Below are 18518 nucleotides of genomic sequence, written 5' to 3'. Positions count from 1 at the left end.
TTTATGGCTGCCGCTGTCAGCTCCTATTTAGGACAATTTTGGGGTTTTTTCCAGTCAGGTCAAATTCTGGAATGGGCTAGCGCTATTTTTGCGGCGTGCGCGGTGGGCAGTATTTTTGCTGCTTTAGCTAAATAAGTCAGTTTGTGCGTTTTTTACCCACTGAATGGGGGTCAGTTTATGACTCGTTAACCATTTGTTAGTAACCGTGAAGTGTCTACAACTATCCTTTCCTCCAGGCTGTAAAAATGGTTTATCTGTTTTGTAGACCCCCAAGCCAGATGGATGGGAGGATTGCAAAATATATTGATCTATACCGTCTTTTATTAGGGCAAGCTTTGATTGAGCGTGGCCGCCCCATAGTATCCAGACTAAATTGGGTTTTTGCTTCGCGAGAGCGCTGATTAAGAAATCAATGAAGCTCTTCCAGCCTAAATTAGTGTGACTTCCTGCTTTACCCAATTTGACACTTAAAGCCGTGTTAAGAAGTAGCACCCCTTGTTTTGCCCAATGATGCAGATCACCATGGGGCAATTGACCGAAGCCCTCCAAAGCAAGCGCCTTGCTAATGTTCCGTAGCGAGCTTGGAAATGCGCGTGAGTTAATTGCAATATCTGCTGGAATGGAAAAGGCTAGACCTTGCGCTAATCCTGGTGAGTGATACGGATCTTGTCCCAGAATAACCACCTTTACTGAATTTACCGAGCAAAGCTTTAGCGCTTTAAAAAAGTTTTGCGGCTCAGGCCTGACTAAGTTGGGGTCTGAATCTAAAACAAATTGTAAATTTCTTTCTAGTAATTGCCAGTCTGCTGACTCGAAGTAGTCACCTAATAATTCACGCCAATCACTTGGGATATCGTCCTTTGAAAATAGAGGCTTCAATTTCTCTTAAGCTTCTTTCTTAGACTTTAATTTGTATTGAGTTGGCACAGCAATTGTTTGGAGCGATACCATGCGTTCGTGTTCAAGATCATCTCGAAAGAAGGTGATATGAATGTGTGCGTTTTCGGCAAGACTGCCCAGAACTTTATCCCAGCGTGCACTCGTGACGCGCTGACCATCGATACTTACGATGAGATCTCCAGCAGCTTGGGCAATGCCGCCATCGAGTACATGGGTCACCTTGAGCCAGCCATTAGCATCGGTATGCCGCATTCCAAATCGAAGCTTTAATTTCGCTAATGCAGTCTGAGATTTTTCTTCTACAGAGATCAACTTGGTATTAAGCCATTTTTGTAGTGGTATATCTTCAACACCAAAAATGTAGCGTGCCTTGATGTCGCTCCAGATTTTATTAAAACCATTGCCGAGCAATTCAAAAACTAAATCGTCTAGACCATCTTCGGAAAGACCCTCAAAGGTAATCCCATGCTTTTTCCAAAGTAAGCGCATTAAGTCATCTAGAGATTGGTAATTTTTTGTGAATGTGCGGATTTGCAAATCTAATCCCAATGCTAGTAATGCACCTTTACCGTAATAACTGACAACTGCATTGGGAGTGTTTTCATCTATTTGGTAATACTTGGTCCAAGCATCAAAAGAGCTGTCGGCTAAGCTCTGCTTGTGCCGCCCAGGACCGCGTAAGATGGCGCTCCAATTGTCTGCAACCAGATTTAATAAATACGTTTTAAGATCAATTCGCTTGCTTCGTAATAACTGAAGGTCATCGTAGTAGCTGGTGAAGCCCTCAAATACCCAGAGTAAGCGTGTGTGGTTTCGTTTAGATAGGTCTCATAAGGCTGGAATGCTTTTGGTTGTATGCGCTTAACTAGCCATGCATGGAAGTATTCATGGCTACATAGTCCCAGAAACTCCCTATAGGCAGATTCTTCAAAAAGAATATTTTCTTGGGGAATTTGATCTCGTCTACAGAGTAATGCAGTGCTATCACGATGCTCGAGACCACCGTAGCCATTTAAAACAGCATTCGCTAAAAAAAGATATTCCTTAAAAAGAGCTTGCTTCGTTTTTGGTTCAAATAGATTAATAGTGGCTGAGCAAATTGCCTGCAAGTCCTGGGATAAACGTTTGGCATCAACAATATGGTTACATCCTTGAACTGCCATACGGTGAGGTACGCCATCACATTTCCATTGCACTAATTCAAATTCACCCATGGCTACTGGATGATCAAGTAAATCGTCATAATTTTGTGCGAGATAAAAACCAAACCCACGATTATCGGTTTTGGCTGCTCTTAATGTGGTTTGTACGGTCCAGTGATTTGCAAATGCAAGTTCTGGTGGTTGTAATGGCTAGTGAGCAAGACAAATGCTCTTGCCCCTTAACGGCAAAGCACAAACTAGTTGAATTAAAGAACGCACGTTCAGTATCAAGATAAGCTGCACGTACTGAAGAATCAAAAGCGTAAACAGTCGTTAGCATTTCCACAGGACCATTGTTTGGCGGTAAGCGCCACTGGTCATTGTCAATACGTTCGAGGGCTAATTTTTTCTTTTCACCAGAAGTTGAATAAGCCTCAATTGTCTCTATATGCTTACTGAAATCACGAATTAAATAACTGCCTTGAATCCAAGTAGGCATTTGTAGAATCTGACCGCTTGGGTCGGGATTGGCAATATGCAGCTTAACGTGAAAGCGATGGGCGTGAAGATCTGCTGGCCAGACTGTGTATTGAATTGCAGGTAAGTCTGCAGAGCGCATAGTATTTATTTCAGTGAGTTAAATTTTTTCTCGATATCAGTAATTTGTACCGCCCCATGGAATCGACTGCCATCCGTAAAAAATAAGGTAGGAGTTCCAGTGACTCCGTATGTTTTGGCAAAAGCTAAATTCTTATCAAGTGGAGTATTGCACTCACCTTTTCCACTGGGCCCAACGCCATTGACCATCCAATCAATATAGGATTTATAGGGGTCAGATGAGCACCAAATTTGTTTCGACTTTTGCGCAGAATCAGACGATAAAATTGGGATTAAATAAGTGTAGATCGTGACGTTATCTAATTGCTGCAATGATTTTTCTAGGCGCTTGCAATAGCCACAATTTGGGTCTGAAAAAATAGCTAGTTGACGGCTTCCATTGCCGTGTACATTTTTGATGGCATTCGCTGGAGTGAGATCACTCCATTTAATTCGATTTAGGTCGGCTTGTCTTTGTTCGGTAATATTTTTACCAGTAGAGAGATCAATGATTTCACCCCGAATGAGGTACCTTCCAGAAGCGTCGGTATAAAAAATATCGTTACTTACCAATGCTTCATACAGACCAGTGACGGGTGCTGGAGAAACACTTTTTACTTTGGCGTTAGTACCTAACCTCTTTTGTATTTCGGTTTTTACTTGCTGTTCTTGTTGGGCATGCAGTGAACTCATGCAAAATAAACTGGTCCCAATAAATACAATTGCAGTCATCAATTTATTCAAAACCAATTTCTCCCAAAGCGCGTTCAATTAAGCGCTGTTTTATAAAATGGCTTTTATTCACAAGATCTAGTCCCCAGTTGCGAAGTTGGCGCTTTGTATTGCTAGTCGCAGAAAATAATTTCTTTAGCTTATCGGTGACCCATAAGAGTGCGCTGGTATCTCCCTGCCGTTGTCGTTCATAACGTCGTAGCAACACTAGATCATTTGGCTGACGAAAGGATTCTCTCTTGCTCAGAGTATTTAGCAGCACCGCTACATCTCGTAGACCTAGATTCAGGCCTTGACCAGCCAGCGGATGCATGACATGTGCCGCATCTCCGATCAGCACAACTTTCGGAGAGGCTTCAGGACCAATAAAACGCTCGGCGCGAATTTTTCTTAATGGGAAGGCAATTGGAATTGAGTACAGCTTGAGTTCACCTAGCTGTTTCAGAATTGCTCCATTAGCAATAAATGCAAATTGATCTGCCCATTGTGTTTGGCTTAACTTTAATAAATCTGCCGTATTCTCAGGCGAGGTGGACCAAACCATGGAAACTTGTTTTCCAGGTAATGGCAGCATGGCAACAATATCACCACCGGGTAAGAACCATTGAAAAGCGGTCTTTAGATGAGGGTAAGCGCATGACCAATTGGCAACCACAGCACTTTGTGCATAACTCTCTTCGCTGACTGTAATCCCAAGCTCATTGCGAATTGGAGAGTTTGCGCCATCAGCTGCGATGATTAATTTCGCGCTGATTGTTCCGCCGTTTTTTAAATGCAGGGCAGTTTTTTCGGAGTCAACATTAACCTTTTTTACAACATCACTTATACGCTCTAATTTATTTTGAAAACGAGAAGCCTGATCAATGGTGTGCTCAATTAAGTCGGATTCACCAATCCAAGCAAGTTGTGGTGTGCCTGCTTCAAATGCAGACAGATGAAGGTAATCTTCTTTTCCGCCCCTGTCGCCATAGATCCGCATATCTCTGACCGTCTGTAGCCGACCATGATCTATTGCATCCCAAATTTGAAGTTGGGCTAGTAATTTTTGGGTGCTCGGTGAAAACGCGTAAATTCTCTGCCCCCAATGACTGCCCTGCGGACTGGGGATGCTTTGCCCCAAATCAGGGGCAATTTCAATAGTCTGAAGTCCTGACTGAGCAAGCCCCAGGGCACAAGCCTTACCCACAATGCCTCCGCCAACCACTACCACGTCAGCGGTCTTATTTTGGAGGGATGGGGTTAGTGGTCTGAAAGGTAGATTTGTATGAACTTCTGACATAACTCGATGATATCGAAACAAGTGCATTTATAATACAGGCATGTCTTTGAAATGTGGCATCGTTGGCCTGCCTAATGTCGGCAAATCTACCCTCTTTAATGCGCTTACCAAGGCTGGAATCGCAGCAGAAAACTATCCTTTCTGCACGATTGAGCCCAATGTAGGTGTTGTTGAGGTCCCTGACCCTCGTCTAGCCGCATTGGCTGAGATCGTGAAGCCTGAGCGCATCCTGCCGGCAGCTGTTGAGTTTGTCGACATTGCTGGCCTTGTTGCCGGAGCATCAAAAGGTGAGGGTCTTGGCAACCAGTTTTTGGCGAATATTCGCGAAACTGACGCTATTACCCATGTGGTGCGTTGTTTCGAGGATCCAAACGTCATTCACGTTGCAGGAAAAATCGATCCGATTGCGGATATCGGGGTCATTGATACTGAATTGGCCTTATCTGACTTAGCTACGGTCAAGAAAACTTTAAATCGCTCCACTAAAGCAGCTAAGTCTGGTAATGACAAAGAGGCGGCCGCCTTGGTAACTGCTCTGACTAAGATTCAAGCACATTTGGATTCCGCTTTACTAGTTCGTAGCTTAAATCTCAGTGACGATGAAAAGTTATTAATTAAGCCCTTGTGCTTGATTACCGCAAAGCCTGCCATGTATGTTGCAAACGTGAAAGAAGATGGCTTTTCTGACAATCCTCATCTTGAGGCGGTGAAGCAACATGCTGCTAAAGAGAATGCTCCAGTTGTGGCTGTTTGCGCCGCTATTGAGGCAGAAATTGCTGACTTAGATGATGCTGACAAAATTGAGTTTTTGGCAGATTTAGGTATGGATGAGCCAGGCTTAGATCGTGTTATTCGGGCGGGTTATTCCTTGCTGGGCTTGCAGATGTATTTCACCGCAGGAGTTAAAGAAGTTCGGGCATGGACTATCTGCGTAGGTGATACAGCCCCCCAAGCAGCTGGTGTCATTCATACTGACTTTGAGCGTGGCTTTATTCGTGCGCAGACAATTTCTTACGAGGACTTTGTGAAGTTCAAGGGGGAAGCGGGAGCTAAGGAGGCTGGCAAAATGCGCGCAGAAGGTAAGGAATACATCGTCAAGGATGGTGACGTCTTAAACTTCTTATTTAACGTATAAGACGACTCTTCTTAATAAACAAAAAGCCCTTTTCAGGAATTTTTGTTTATTCAATAAGGAATCATCGTAGTGCTTAAGTCGTTTTGACTGCCTCCTCTAAACACTTGGAAAGTTCTTCATAACGTTTCAGGGCCATCTTGGTGGGCAACACTTCTTTTTTGCGACTATCTGCATTCGCTGCCATTTTGATATAGCCCAGGGCGCTAAGATTTTTAAGGCGACCATGCAAGGTTGCTTGCGAGCCTAGCTCTGTGAGTGAAATCAGGTCGCCAACTAAGATAGGTTGATTGGTATGAGCGGAAGAAACTACCTTATCGAGTAAGCCCTCTTCTATGCAATCCAGCTTCTTGCCTGGATTGATTCGATCTAAGGTGTCGATTAAGTTGAGAAACTTAATATGGGAGAATTTTGCGTAATTGGCATAAGTTGTAGTAGCAATCTAATATTAGCTTTTGAGCTAACATCAGTGTATTTCTAATAGTCGCCTTTAGCAATTGACGAGCGTCAATCAAATGTAAACCTCAATAACTCCAATGTCTAAATTACTCACAATTACTTCAGAGTGGCTTATTGGTTGTGTCATTAGTCTGATGGCGTACGCACTTCTTTTTTATTTCAATAACTGGCTAACCAACCAATTGGTATTTAGTTTGGGAGTGAACTGGATTTACTTGCCCGCTGGCTTACGGTTATTTCTTACTTTGATTTTTGGTCTTCCTGGAGCGATCGGAATTGCTGCAGCTTCATTTTTAATTAGCTATTTCGGTGAATTCCCGCACGACTTAACTTTATGTATTGGCATCGGCTTAATTTCTGGATTCGCGCCTTACTTAGCTAGAATTTTTGTCTTGAGTAATCTTCGTATTGAGCCTGATTTAAGTAATCTGAATTTCCCAAAACTGATTGTTTGTATTTTAATTTATGCCTTGCTCTCAGCAGGCCTACATCAGTGGTGGTTCGCTACGATGACTTTAGAGGATACAGGTAGCGTAAGTCACTTTTTAGTGATGTTTGTAGGCGATGTGCTTGGATCGTTGCTACTCATTTCTCTTATTAAATACTGCTTAGATATATTAAAGAGATCTAAGAAAACAGCTCACTGAGCGCCTCGCCTGGATTGGCGGCGCGCATAAATGCCTCGCCCACAAGGAATGCATTTATTTGATTTTTACGCATGAGTTCTACATCTGCACGGTTCAGGATCCCGGACTCAGTTACCAAGGTTTTATTGCTTGGAATCATAGACAGAAGTGAGAGGGTGGTTTGTAGCGTTACCTCAAAGGTTTTAAGATTGCGATTATTGATTCCAAGCAGAGATGTTTTGAGTTCCAGAGCTTGCTCTAATTCTGGAGCATTGTGAACTTCTACAAGAACATCCAGGCCTAATTCGTGGGCGCATGCCTCAAGCTCCTTCATTTGATTCAGTTCTAAACAAGCCACAATTAATAAGATGGCGTCGGCACCAATTGCACGTGCTTCATAGACCTGATAAGGATCTATTGTGAAATCCTTGCGCAATGCTGGGATGTCGCATGCAGAGCGAGCTTGTTGGAGGTAGGCATTACAACCTTGGAAATAATGAACATCGGTTAAAACTGATAAACAAGCAGCACCATGTTTCTCGTAAGCTTTTGCTATCTCGGCAGGTACAAAGTTTTCACGCAAAATTCCTTTGCTTGGACTCGCCTTTTTAATTTCTGTAATGACTCCTGCTTTGCCAGCAGAAATTTTATCTTCAATTGCACGAATAAAGCCTCTTGGCTTTAGGGGGGCATCTTGATTATTGGCTTCTGCCTGCTCGTGTTGATTGGCGAGTGATAAATGCTGCAGGCAGCTAGCAATCTCAATCTTTTTGGTTGCAACAATTTTATCGAGGATATCGCTCATGAATAATGATTTATTTAGATTGAGTTGCTGCAACAAATTCGTCTACTTTATGAAGTGCTGCTCCAGAAGTAATGGCCTCTCTAGCCAACACAATACCGCTAGCAATATCTTTGGCCACACCAGCCACATATAGCGTAGCTCCGGCATTTAGGCAGACGATGTCACTTGCTGGCCCTGGCAGGCCATTGAGAACATCTAACACTATTTTTTTAGACTCCTCAGCATTAGCCACTTTAAAATTATTGGTTGGAGCTGGAGTTAAACCAAAGTCCTGAGGATGAATTTCATATTCATGTACTACGCCATCTTTGAGCTCGCCAACTAGAGTTGGGCCCTCTAGAGAAATCTCATCAAGACCATCGCGGCCGTAGACTACCAAAGCATGTTCCATTCCTAAAGCCTGCAATACCCGTGCCTGAATGCCTACTAGGTCAGGATGAAACACGCCCATCAAAATACGTTTGGCATCAGCAGGATTGGTGAGAGGGCCTAGGATATTAAATATAGTCCTAACGCCTAGCTGTTTACGGATGGGCACTACATTCTTCATCGCCGGGCGATGATTTGGGGCGAACATAAATCCTGCGCCAACAGTTAATATACAGCGAGCTACTTGATCAGCAGAAAGTGCTAGATTGACCCCTAGCGCTTCTAAAACATCGGCGCTCCCTGATTTACTGCTCACACTACGGTTACCATGTTTAGCGATCTTGGCGCCAGCACCCGCAGCAACAAACATCGCAGCTGTTGAGATGTTAAAAGTATGCGCTCCATCTCCACCAGTGCCTACGACGTCAACTAAATGACTGCGGTCATCTACATGTACTGATGTTGCAAATTCACGCATCACTTGTGCGGCAGCAGCAACTTCCCCAACAGTTTCTTTTTTGGTGCGCAATGCTACCAACAAACCGGCAACTAATTCGGGTGCCATTTCACCACTCATGATCAGACGCATCATATCTGTCATTTCGTCATGAAAGAGTTCGCGGTGTTCAATACAACGTTGTAGGGCTTCTTGAGGGGTAATTGGCATATCGTTCGTGATTAAACGGTTTAATTATTTTGCAAAAAATTCTTGAGCAGGGCATGTCCATGCTCGGAAAGAATCGATTCGGGATGAAATTGCACGCCCTCTACAGCAAGTTCGCGATGGCGTACACCCATGATTTCTCCATTGGAAGATGTTGCAGTAACTTCTAGGGAAGGGGGTAATGAGCTTTTCTCAATCGCCAATGAGTGGTAGCGAGTTACCTTGAATGGATCGGGTAAATTTTTAAATACGCCCACACCAGTGTGATGAATGCTATCTGTTTTGCCATGTATCACTTTCTGTGCGCGAATCACCCTGCCGCCGAATGCCTCGCCAATGGCTTGGTGCCCTAAGCAAACACCAAGAATCGGAATTTGACCAGCATAACGCTTGATGGTTTCAACAGAAATGCCAGCCTCAGCAGGACTGCATGGGCCTGGAGAGATGCAGATGCGAGCAGGATTGAGCTTAGCAATGTCCTCTACAGTAATTTCATCATTGCGAAAGACTTTTACCTCTTCACCTAGTTCAGCAAAATACTGTACGAGGTTATAAGTAAACGAGTCATAGTTATCAATCATTAGGAGCATCGAGTCCTCCTTGTACTAGATCGGCTGCGGTCAAAACTGCGCGCGCTTTAGCTTCCGTTTCTTTCCATTCGGCTGTTGGGTCTGAATCTGCTACTACACCAGCCCCAGCTTGAGAATGCAGTACCCCATTGCGGATAACTCCTGTACGAATAGCAATTGCTACATCCATATCTCCTGAAAATGAGAGATAACCGACTGCGCCTCCATATACACCGCGTTTCACAATTTCCATCTCATCGATAATTTCCATTGCCCGAATTTTGGGGGCACCCGATAAAGTTCCCGCTGGAAATATTGCTCGAAGTACATCCATATTGCTCATATTGTTTAAAAGATCGCCCTCAACAGAGCTAACAATATGCTGAACATGAGAGTACTTTTCAATAGACATGGAGTCCGTCACTTTGACTGAGCCAGTTTTAGCAATTCGACCTACATCGTTGCGCGCTAAATCAATCAGCATTACGTGCTCAGCGATCTCTTTGGGATCGGCTAAAAGCTCTTTAGCAAGACGCTCATCTTCCTCGGGGTTTGCACCACGGGGCCGCGTGCCTGCTAGAGGGCGTATCGTCACAATCTTCTCTGCAGCCCATTTTTCTTGACGCACTAATATCTCTGGAGATGAGCCAATGATTTGCATGTCCCCAAAGTCATAGAAGTACATATAGGGCGAAGGATTAAGTGAGCGTAATGCACGGTAGAGTGCCAATGGTGAATCGGTAAATGGCTTACTTATACGTTGACCAATCACCACTTGCATACAATCACCAGCCAAAATATATTCTTTGGTTTTTAGGACTGCTTGTTCAAAATCTGCCGCTTCAAACTTACGAATTAGATCGGTCTTGGTACTCGGTAAAGAGGGCGGCATTTGCGCTGGTTTAGCAAGGCATTTGAGTAATTCTTTTAAGCGATCTTGCGCCTTCTCAAATCCATCTGGAGTACTAGGATCTGCATAAATAATAAAGTAGATTTTTCCAGCAACGTTATCAATGACTGCCAATTCTTCCGTCAACATGAGTTGAATGTCTGGAACGCCTAATTCATCTGGCAGTTGATGATTGGCTAAGCGTGATTCTATATAACGAACCGTGTCATAACCAAAGTACCCTGCAAGACCACCACAAAAGCGTGGTATGCCAGGTTGTAACGCAACTTTAAAACGATTGAAATATGCATCTACAAAGTCGAGAGGGTTATCGGTATTGCTTTCTACGACTTTTCCATCGGTGACAACTTCATTGATTGGTGAGTTAGGAGTACCTACTGTCCTCACAATTGTTCGTGCTGGCAGGCCGATAAAGGAAAAGCGCCCAAAACGTTCTCCGCCTAATACGGATTCCAATAAGTAAGTATTTTTCTTGCCAAATGCCTGACTAAGTTTGACGTAAAGCGATAGTGGGGTTTCCAGATCTGCTAGCACTTCTTTAACAAGAGGAATGCGATTGAAGCCCTGTTTAGCTAGGGCAGTAAATTCTTCACGTTGCATTACGATCTTCCTGACTTTCCAAGTTCAGTGCGCATTCCTGCAATCACTTCCGCGTAGTTATCTTGTCCGTATATTGCTGAACCTGCAACAAAAGTATCAGCCCCTGCTTGTGCAACTGCTGCAATATTGTCAGTCTTAATGCCACCATCTACTTCTAGACGAATGTGCCGACCAGTCTCGGCTTGATAACGATCTAAGCGCTCGCGTACTTGAGCAATCTTATTGAGAGTGCTTGGAATAAATGATTGACCGCCAAATCCTGGATTGACTGACATGAGTAATACCAAATCAAGCAATTCCAAAGTGTGATCTAGATGATCGAGTGGTGTCGCTGGATTTAGTACTAAACCCGTTTGACAGCCTTGATCACGAATTAAATTCAATGTGCGATTAACGTGAGGACTCGCCTCAGGGTGAAAGCTGATTAAATCAGCTCCCGCCTTGGCAAAATCAGGAACAATCCGATCGACTGGCTCAATCATCAGGTGCACGTCAATCATGGCGGACTTACCATTTTTATTCGCATAAGGACGAATAGCCTCACAGACTAAGGGGCCAATTGTAAGATTGGGCACATAGTGGTTATCCATCACATCAAAGTGAATCCAGTCAGCCCCAGCTTGTAAAACGTCCTGAACTTCCTTGCCTAGACAGGCGAAGTCGGCAGACAAAATAGATGGAGCAATGACAAATTGACTATTTGTGGATGATTTTTGACTTTCCATCCCTAGATTCTAGCTTGCAGTTGACCTTAGGATGGAGCAGAATTCGACCATGAATCCTCACGAAATGAGCATTACGGTCAAAGCCCAGTACCTTCCGGAGCAATCCGACCCCGATAATCGCCAATTTGCCTTTGCCTATACCGTCACCATCCGGAATACAGGAACTGCCAGCATTCAGCTGATTGCACGCCATTGGTTCATTACCGATGGGGATAATGATGTCCAGGAAGTGCGAGGTTTAGGGGTGGTTGGGCAGCAACCATTGCTTCGCTCGGGAGAGCATTTTGAGTACACCGGTTGGGCTACTTTGCCTACTCCTGCCGGGACGATGCGGGGGGGGTACTTCTGCGTAACTGAAGACGCTCAGTTCTTTCAGGCTCCAATCCCAGAGTTTGCTCTAGTGATGCCTCGTACTTTGCATTAATACGAGGCTTCATAAACTCTATTTTCTGCCTTTTCCTGTCCAAAGGACGATAAATAATAAAAGCCCTAAGGCAACAGCGCCTTCAAAAGCAAACAGTAGCATTGGGTATTCATCAAGTAGATTGGCAATCATGATTTTTAAATATAAATTATTCCTAACAAGTGTATTCCTTATCCTGTTAGCTAGTTTAATTAGTGGATGCTCTGCGCCACCTACTCGGAGTGCTGGTTACCGTTCAAGCGGGTCGGGCGCCTCACCATCCAACTATAGTTCCCCTATTGCAAGTTTTAGTGCGGTTTCCTGGCAAGCATTGCCGGGATGGCAGGAAGATGACCTGACTCAGGCATGGCCAGCTTGGTTAAAAAGTTGCGATGCCTTACGCAAGAAAAATAGTGAAGTAAATTGGCGGTTGGTATGCGCTCAGGCGGGTAATGTCTCTAGTCGTGATGGGCAGTCTATCCGCAAATACTTTGAGAGTAATTTTCAGGCTTATGAAATTCGTGCTAGCTCTGGAAGTGATACTGGCTTAATTACTGGTTATTACGAGCCCGTAATGAATGGGTCGCTTACTCGAACATCTTCTTATAGCGTTCCGCTATATGGTTATCCTAATGCATGGCGCAAATCGAAACCTAATCCTGGCCCAAGCCGTGCCGACCTGATGAGCTCTGGCATTTTGCAGGGGTCTGAGATTGCGTGGGTACAAGATCCTGTCGTCGCAGCGTTTATGCAAATTCAAGGCTCTGGAAAAATTCGGCTTGAAGATGGCCGCACTTTGCGTCTTGGGTATGCAGGAACTAATGGTCAACCCTTTAAATCGTTTGCACAATGGCTATTAGATCGTAAAGAAATTACTCGTAGTGAAGCGACGATGCAGGGTATATCGCAATGGGCCAAACGTAACCCTAGTCAAGTAAATGAAATGCTCAACGCTAATCCACGATTTGTTTTCTTCAAAGCGTTACCAGGAAACGTAGCGGCGGATTTAGGTCCTAATGGAGCTCTTGGTGTTTCGCTAACAAGTGAATGCAGTATTGCAGTGGATTTACAGGCTTTGCCATTAGGGGCGCCAGTATTTTTGGCCACAACTAAACCGCTGAGCAGTCAGCCTTTGCAAAAGTTAGTCATGGCACAGGATACGGGTAAGGCAATTGTAGGTGGCGTAAGAGCAGATTACTATTGGGGATCAGGAGATTCTGCTGGGGAGATGGCTGGTCGCATGAAACAAAATGGCAGAATGTGGTTACTGCTTCCACGTTAATTCAATATTAATTACCGAAAGAAATGAATGGGCTACAAAACAATTTTGACTGAAGTAGACGGCAAGGTTGCCACAATCACTTTTTGAATCGTCCCGAAGTAGTGAATGCATTAAATGATCAGCTAATGGAAGAGCTTGGCGCCGCTTTGCTGGCTTTTGATGCGGATGACAATATTGGATGCATCATCATTACTGGTAGCGAGAAAGCATTTGCTGCCGGCGCTGATATTGCCTTGATGGCGAAATATGGATTGAAAGATGTTTATCGTGGCGACTTTATCACTCGTAATTGGGAAGAGATCAAGAAAGTTCGCAAGCCCGTAATTGCTGCTGTTTCTGGTTACGCTTTGGGTGGTGGTTGTGAGTTGGCGATGATGTGTGACACCATCATGGCTGCCGACAACGCTAAATTTGCTCAGCCTGAAGTGAAGTTAGGAATTATTCCGGGTGCTGGCGGTACGCAACGTTTATCTCGTGCAATATCAAAAGCTAAGGCAATGGACTTGGCTTTGACCAGTCGCATGATGGATGCTACCGAGGCTGAACGTTCGGGCTTGGTAGCACGCATCTTCCCACAAGCAGATTTGCTAAAAGAAGTGAAGGCAATTGCCAAAGGCAATGCAGAGATGCCTTTATTGACTGCGATGATGGTGAAAGAGAGTATTAATACTGCTTATGAAACTACCTTATCTGAAGGCATTCATTTTGAGCGTCGCCTATTTCATGCATGCCTTGGAACCAATGATCAGAAAGAGGGAATGGCTGCGTTTATGGAAAAACGTCCAGCCAAATTTACAAACTCTTAATTGAATTAAATCAAAAAGATTAGTTTTTTCTAGGAAGCGTTGAGCTAGTTTGACCCAATAACTCACACCTACTGGAATCAATGCATCATTGAAATCATAAGAAGGGTTATGTAAATGACATGGTCCCATACCGTGTCCTACCGAGCGATGATCACCATCGCCATTACCTAAAAACACATAGCAACCCGGTTTCTCTAGCAACATAAATGCAAAGTCTTCAGCGCCCATCGTAGGATCGATGGAGGCATTCACATTTTGTTTGCCAACCAATTCACTCATGACCTCAGTGGCAAACAGAACTTCATTGTCATGGTTTATCAGTGGCGGGTAGCTTCTATGGAAAGAAATTTTTGCCTGACAATCAAAAGCATTCGCAATACTGTGAGCAATTTTTCGAAGGCGTTGTTCAATCAAATCCAAGACATCTAGGGTGAATGTCCGTACTGTGCCACCGATAAAGGCGCTATCAGGAATGACATTGCTTGTTTCGCCTGTATGGAATTGAGTAATAGATAAAACGGCGGCATCTACAGGGCGTTTATTACGCGTGATGATGCTTTGTAATGCAATCACTACTTGTGCTCCGGTTAATACTGGATCGGCGCTATTGTGAGGTAAGGCTGCATGCCCACCTTTACCTTTGATGGTAATTTCAAAAGCATTGCTTGAGGCCATCATTGGACCAGGCGTTACACCAAAATGGTCTTCTGCTAAGCCCGGCCAGTTATGCAATCCAAACACTGCGTCGCATGGGAAATCTTTGAAAAGACCATCATTAATCATCTCTTTAGCGCCTGCACCGCCCTCTTCAGCCGGCTGGAAAATAAAAATCACTGTGCCTTTAAAGTCCCGATGATTGGATAAATATTGGGCGGCATCCAATAGCATTGCGGTATGACTATCGTGCCCACAAGCATGCATTTTTCCTGGATTTTTTGAAGCATGAGCAAAGTTGTTGTGTTCTTGCAATGGCAGTGCATCCATATCCGCGCGAAGGCCAATCATCTTGCCTGGGCCTAGGTCACCATCTAAGCGACCAACGACACCGGTTTTACCCATACCGCGATAAACAGTAATACCCCAGCTAGAAAGTGCTTCTGCTACTAGATCTGAAGTGCAGTTTTCTTCGAAACGCGGTTCGGGATGCGCATGAATATTGCGTCGAATTTCCTGAATGGCTTCTGTGGAATCAGTAATTTCTGGGATTAAATGCATGTCTTCATCTTATCCGAAAGTCTTTTAATTTGCCTCTTTTTTGAGGAAATTTCAATCAATTAACTCTTCGGTGGTTGAATGTGCTGTGCAGCAAAATTGAGTGCTTCAATGGAATATGGGCTATTAGGCGGCTTACGCAGTTCATTGGGCAGAGGTGGAACGCATTCTAAAAAGGGCGCGGAGATTCTATTTTTTAGGGTCTCAAGATTTTCTTCTTGCAGCAAAGACATTTCTTCGGATAAGGAGTTTGCTAGCCATCCCGCAAGCCTCAAATTACGAGCCTGAATGGCTTCATAGGTAAGGAGGGCATGATTAATGCAGCCCAATTTCATGCCCACTACTAGGATGATCGGTAAATTAATTTTCTTGGCAAAACTACCCAAATCTTCATGATCATTTATGGGAACGAGCAAGCCACCGGCACCTTCAACCACCACGCAATCTGTCAGCTTTTGAATGTTTTGAAAGGCCTCAATCATCACAGCTATTTTTAATGACAAACCTTGTTGAATAGCCACTAGATGGGGTGCTGCAGGTGTATGTAATACATAAGGACAGATATTCAATTCACCGGAATTGAGGTTTGATGCTATCCGTAATGTTTCTACATCTTCATTCAATACCTCTCCATCCGAATTGGTATAGGTGCCAGCAACTACAGGCTTAAAACCAACGGCATTGATTTCTTGTTCACGTAATTTCAGAATGAGAGCACCAGTTACCAAAGTTTTACCAACCTCGGTATCAGTGCCTGCCACAAAAAATCCCCTGGGCTTATTCATGAGTTGCTCTTTGAATGACTGCTTGCTCAATTTTTTGTAGAGTCATGATGAGTAGGCGTAAATCCGTTTCAGTATGATTAGCCGAAAATGTAATACGTAACCTAGCACTTCCTTTAGGTACTGTGGGTGGACGAATAGCGGGGATCCAATAACCGGCTTCATCCAATAACTTGGCCGCTAATAATGCATTAGCATTGCTACCCAAAATTACGGACTGAATAGCGGTGCATGAGGGTACTTTTTCCCATTGAGCAAAATGCATCTCATCCTGCCATATCTGAATTAACTGATTTAATTGGGTGCGCCGACTTATTCCTTCATGTTCATGAATGATTTCTAAACTCTTTGAAAGAGTGTGCGCTATTACTGGTGGTGTGGCTGTACTGTAAATAAAAGGACACCCTTTTTGGATTAAGCCATTCAATCAAAGTTTGCTCCGCGCAAACAAAGGCGCCGCTAACTCCAGCAGCTTTTCTAAGCGTACCGACATACACAATGCGGTCAGAGAAAACATTCTCTTGCTCTAGAATGCCGTGACCATTTTTCCCTAGTACGCTAAAACCATGCGCGTCATCTAATAGCAATGCGTCGTACTGTTGCGCTAGCTCCAATAATTGCTTAACGGGAGCTAAGTCACCATCCATACTAAAGACGCCATCGGTGACAATCATCTTTAGGGGGTTTTTATTTGCCCTAAGCGATTCATTTAATACATTGAGTTCAGCATGGTCAAATAGGTTAACGCTTGCTTTTGTCTGAGCTGCAGCCAAACGAATGTCATCAATTAGGGATGCATGATTTAGATTTGCTGAATAAATGCTAGCGGATCCTTGAGGTGCAAGTCTTGCTAAAGATGTGATGGCAGTAATATTCGCAAGGTATCCAGTACTAAAAAAGCGCGTGGATTTGAAACGTGGTTCGCCTGAAATGCTGCCAGTTTTTTTCAAGAATCTCATGGGCGATGCTGTGGCCGCTAATTAAATGGGAGGCGCCACTGCCAACTCCATATTTTTCCCCACCTTCAGCAAGAGCTGCGATTAAATCAGGATGATTCGCTAATCCAAGATAGTCGTTGCTGCAAAATGTTTTTAGTTCTCGTCCCTCAACTAAAGCTTTTGTATCACAAGGGGATTCCGTCGCTCTTAATTTTCGCTTGAGTAATTGTGAATCAAGGTCTGAAATTTGCTCTTGCGCTAACTGCAAGGCTTTAGATGGTTTTGTCATGCCAATGTTTTCTCAAGAGCGTTTTGTACTGATGTGCCCAACTGCATGGTTTCGCTAGGCGACAATATATACGGAGGCATGACATAAACGGTATTACCAATAGGCCTAATCAAAATCCCCTTTTCCAAGCAGTTGGCAAACATTTCCCGAGCAAACGTTTTAGGATTTTTTAAGAAATCAATTTTTACGTCAAATGCCAAAATCATTACTTGTTGGCGCCAATGCTCAATTCGCGCATCGCTCTTTGCCCACTCAAAAGAATTAGCTAAATCTTTAGCGCGCACAATATTTTTTTTCTAATACTTTATCGGTTTCAAAAATCTCTAAACAGGCAAGCGCAGCCGCACAAGCTAATGGATTTCCGGTGTACGAATGAGAATGTAAAAATCTTTGTTGGGTTTGATCGCCATAAAAGGCTTGGTAAATATTGTCAGTGGTAAGACAAGGTGAGAGCGGAAGATAGCCGCCGCTAATACCCTTCGAGAGAGTTAAGAAGTCTGGCCAAATGCCCGCATGTTCGCATGCAAAAAATTTACCGCTTCTACCACAGCCAACTGCAATCTCATCCGCAATGAAATGTACGTCGTAACGATTGCAAAGATCTCTTACTAGCCGAAGATGCTCAGGAGAATACATAGCCATTTGACCGGCGCATTGCACTAGTGGCTCAACAATGATGGCTGCAATATTGTGATATTCTTTTGTAAATAACTTCTCAAGTTCTTTGGCGGCATGTTTAGCAACCTCTTCGGCACTTTCACCAGGCTTTGCTTTGCGTGCATCCGGCGAAGAAATGGTAAATACATCTTGCAATAGTAAGTCGTAAGCTTCACGAAAAATAGCTACATCAGTTACCGCTAAAGCACCGAGTGTCTCACCGTGATAGCCGTTCTCCAGACATACAAATTTTTTCTTTTGTGCTTGGCCATTGAGTTGCCAATAGTGATGACTCATCTTAAGAGCAATTTCCACTGCAGACGCACCATCAGATGCGCAGAAGGCATGCCCTAAATGATGATTGGTTAGTGCAGAAAGTTTTTCAGATAGTTCTACAACTGGGGCATGAGTAAAGCCTGCCAGCATGACATGCTCAATTTTTTCTAATTGCGCAGTAATTGCTTGATTAATACGTGGATTGGAATGACCAAACAAATTAGTCCACCACGAGCTAATGGAATCGAGTAGCGCATTTCCGTTTTCGTCATACAGCCACGCACCTTTTTCTTTTGAAATAGCAACCAGCGGAAAGGACTCATGCTGTTTTATCTGCGTGCATGGATGCCACACGGCAGCGAGG

At 43.9% G+C, this 18518-nt stretch carries 19 protein-coding genes and 4 pseudogenes; 5 read left to right on the top strand and 18 right to left on the bottom strand.

The genetic code is table 11. The annotated features are described in order from the left end of the window. Window positions 1–123 precede the first annotated feature (123 nt). From DXE37_RS10130 to DXE37_RS10115, 7 genes and pseudogenes are all read right to left on the bottom strand, one after another. A complete protein-coding gene (locus DXE37_RS10130; RefSeq protein WP_114637408.1) occupies window positions 124–879 on the bottom strand; it encodes a uracil-DNA glycosylase in 756 nt (251 codons plus the stop codon). Between the two features lie 6 nt (window positions 880–885). After that, complete coding sequence (locus DXE37_RS13155) at window positions 886–1437, bottom strand: M61 metallopeptidase family protein (RefSeq protein ID WP_231971415.1); 552 nt, start codon at window positions 1435–1437, stop codon at window positions 886–888. Between the two features lie 75 nt (window positions 1438–1512). After that, window positions 1513–1668: pseudogene (locus DXE37_RS13790) on the bottom strand (M61 family metallopeptidase); the annotation flags it as partial. Beyond that, a complete protein-coding gene (locus DXE37_RS13785; protein WP_269460369.1) occupies window positions 1611–2063 on the bottom strand; it encodes a M61 family metallopeptidase in 453 nt (150 codons plus the stop codon). The pseudogene DXE37_RS13790 and the gene DXE37_RS13785, both read right to left, overlap by 58 nt. A 112-nt stretch (window positions 2064–2175) precedes the next feature. Next, window positions 2176–2661: a M61 family metallopeptidase gene (locus tag DXE37_RS13780; protein WP_269460338.1), complete on the bottom strand. Its 486-nt coding sequence runs from the start codon at window positions 2659–2661 to the stop codon at window positions 2176–2178. 5 nt (window positions 2662–2666) lie between these two features. After that, on the bottom strand, window positions 2667–3332 hold the full coding sequence (locus tag DXE37_RS10120; protein ID WP_231971333.1) for a DsbC family protein: 666 nt from the start codon (window positions 3330–3332) through the stop codon (window positions 2667–2669). A 43-nt stretch (window positions 3333–3375) separates the two neighbouring features. Continuing rightward, complete coding sequence (locus DXE37_RS10115; RefSeq protein ID WP_114637407.1) at window positions 3376–4650, bottom strand: FAD-dependent monooxygenase; 1275 nt, start codon at window positions 4648–4650, stop codon at window positions 3376–3378. A gap of 40 nt (window positions 4651–4690) precedes the next feature. On the opposite strand from DXE37_RS10115, the gene ychF reads away from it, so the two are divergent. Continuing rightward, window positions 4691–5785, top strand: coding sequence for a redox-regulated ATPase YchF (gene ychF, locus DXE37_RS10110; protein ID WP_114637406.1), 1095 nt, complete (start codon window positions 4691–4693; stop codon window positions 5783–5785). Between the two features lie 73 nt (window positions 5786–5858). Here the strand turns inward: ychF and DXE37_RS13145 are convergent, their stop codons facing one another. Beyond that, window positions 5859–6014: a hypothetical protein gene (locus DXE37_RS13145; protein WP_231971332.1), complete on the bottom strand. Its 156-nt coding sequence runs from the start codon at window positions 6012–6014 to the stop codon at window positions 5859–5861. A gap of 304 nt (window positions 6015–6318) precedes the next feature. Between DXE37_RS13145 and DXE37_RS10100 the strand changes: the two genes are divergently transcribed. Beyond that, complete coding sequence (locus tag DXE37_RS10100; protein WP_114637404.1) at window positions 6319–6888, top strand: hypothetical protein; 570 nt, start codon at window positions 6319–6321, stop codon at window positions 6886–6888. On the opposite strand, the gene trpC is transcribed toward DXE37_RS10100, so the two are convergent. Genes trpC through rpe form a run of 5 tightly spaced genes read right to left on the bottom strand, consistent with a single transcriptional unit; the run spans window position 6869 to window position 11509 of the window. After that, window positions 6869–7672, bottom strand: a complete 804-nt coding sequence (trpC, locus tag DXE37_RS10095) for an indole-3-glycerol phosphate synthase TrpC (protein ID WP_114637603.1) — start codon at window positions 7670–7672, stop codon at window positions 6869–6871. The two genes, DXE37_RS10100 and trpC, sit on opposite strands and share 20 nt — an antisense overlap. A gap of 10 nt (window positions 7673–7682) precedes the next feature. Further along, window positions 7683–8708 carry an anthranilate phosphoribosyltransferase gene (gene trpD, locus DXE37_RS10090; RefSeq protein WP_114637403.1) on the bottom strand — a complete coding sequence of 342 codons (1026 nt, stop codon included), beginning with the start codon at window positions 8706–8708 and terminating at the stop codon, window positions 7683–7685. Window positions 8709–8728: 20 nt separating this feature from the next. Then, entirely contained in the window at window positions 8729–9295 is a 567-nt protein-coding gene (locus DXE37_RS10085) for an anthranilate synthase component II (RefSeq protein WP_114637402.1), read from the bottom strand. Further along, a complete protein-coding gene (gene trpE, locus DXE37_RS10080) occupies window positions 9279–10784 on the bottom strand; it encodes an anthranilate synthase component I (protein ID WP_114637401.1) in 1506 nt (501 codons plus the stop codon). Before trpE ends, DXE37_RS10085 begins: the two co-directional genes overlap by 17 nt. After that, window positions 10784–11509, bottom strand: a complete 726-nt coding sequence (gene rpe / locus DXE37_RS10075; protein ID WP_114637400.1) for a ribulose-phosphate 3-epimerase — start codon at window positions 11507–11509, stop codon at window positions 10784–10786. Before rpe ends, trpE begins: the two co-directional genes overlap by 1 nt. A 49-nt stretch (window positions 11510–11558) precedes the next feature. Between rpe and apaG the strand changes: the two genes are divergently transcribed. The 3 genes and pseudogenes from apaG to DXE37_RS10060 all read left to right on the top strand — a co-directional run bounded on the left by apaG (window position 11559) and on the right by DXE37_RS10060 (window position 14000). Beyond that, the gene (apaG, locus tag DXE37_RS10070; RefSeq protein WP_114637602.1) at window positions 11559–11933 is read left to right on the top strand and encodes a Co2+/Mg2+ efflux protein ApaG; all 375 of its coding nucleotides are present in this window, start codon (window positions 11559–11561) and stop codon (window positions 11931–11933) included. A gap of 130 nt (window positions 11934–12063) precedes the next feature. Continuing rightward, window positions 12064–13194, top strand: coding sequence for a murein transglycosylase A (gene mltA, locus DXE37_RS10065; RefSeq protein ID WP_114637399.1), 1131 nt, complete (start codon window positions 12064–12066; stop codon window positions 13192–13194). Between the two features lie 27 nt (window positions 13195–13221). Beyond that, a pseudogene (locus DXE37_RS10060) lies at window positions 13222–14000 on the top strand (enoyl-CoA hydratase). Here the strand turns inward: DXE37_RS10060 and DXE37_RS10055 are convergent. The 5 genes and pseudogenes from DXE37_RS10055 to bioA form a co-directional block, all read right to left on the bottom strand. Beyond that, window positions 13911–15215, bottom strand: coding sequence for a M20 aminoacylase family protein (locus DXE37_RS10055; protein ID WP_114637398.1), 1305 nt, complete (start codon window positions 15213–15215; stop codon window positions 13911–13913). The pseudogene DXE37_RS10060 and the gene DXE37_RS10055 overlap by 90 nt on opposite strands. Window positions 15216–15274: 59 nt before the next feature. Further along, on the bottom strand, window positions 15275–15997 hold the full coding sequence (gene bioD, locus DXE37_RS10050) for a dethiobiotin synthase (protein ID WP_114637397.1): 723 nt from the start codon (window positions 15995–15997) through the stop codon (window positions 15275–15277). After that, window positions 15990–16953 (bottom strand): annotated as a pseudogene (locus DXE37_RS10045) (aminotransferase class I/II-fold pyridoxal phosphate-dependent enzyme). Before DXE37_RS10045 ends, bioD begins: the two are co-directional and overlap by 8 nt. Further along, complete coding sequence (locus DXE37_RS14130) at window positions 16886–17221, bottom strand: PLP-dependent aminotransferase family protein (RefSeq protein ID WP_231971331.1); 336 nt, start codon at window positions 17219–17221, stop codon at window positions 16886–16888. Before DXE37_RS14130 ends, DXE37_RS10045 begins: the two are co-directional and overlap by 68 nt. Continuing rightward, a pseudogene (bioA, locus tag DXE37_RS10040) lies at window positions 17218–18508 on the bottom strand (adenosylmethionine--8-amino-7-oxononanoate transaminase). The gene DXE37_RS14130 and the pseudogene bioA overlap by 4 nt, the downstream one beginning before the upstream one ends. Between the last annotated feature and the right edge of the window lie 10 nt (window positions 18509–18518).

Origin of the sequence: Polynucleobacter necessarius, assembly GCF_900095205.1 — a bacterium.
Taxonomy (GTDB): Bacteria; Pseudomonadota; Gammaproteobacteria; order Burkholderiales; family Burkholderiaceae; genus Polynucleobacter; species Polynucleobacter necessarius_E.
Note: the sequence above shows the minus strand (reverse complement) of the source record. Positions and strands in the feature narration are given on the sequence as shown.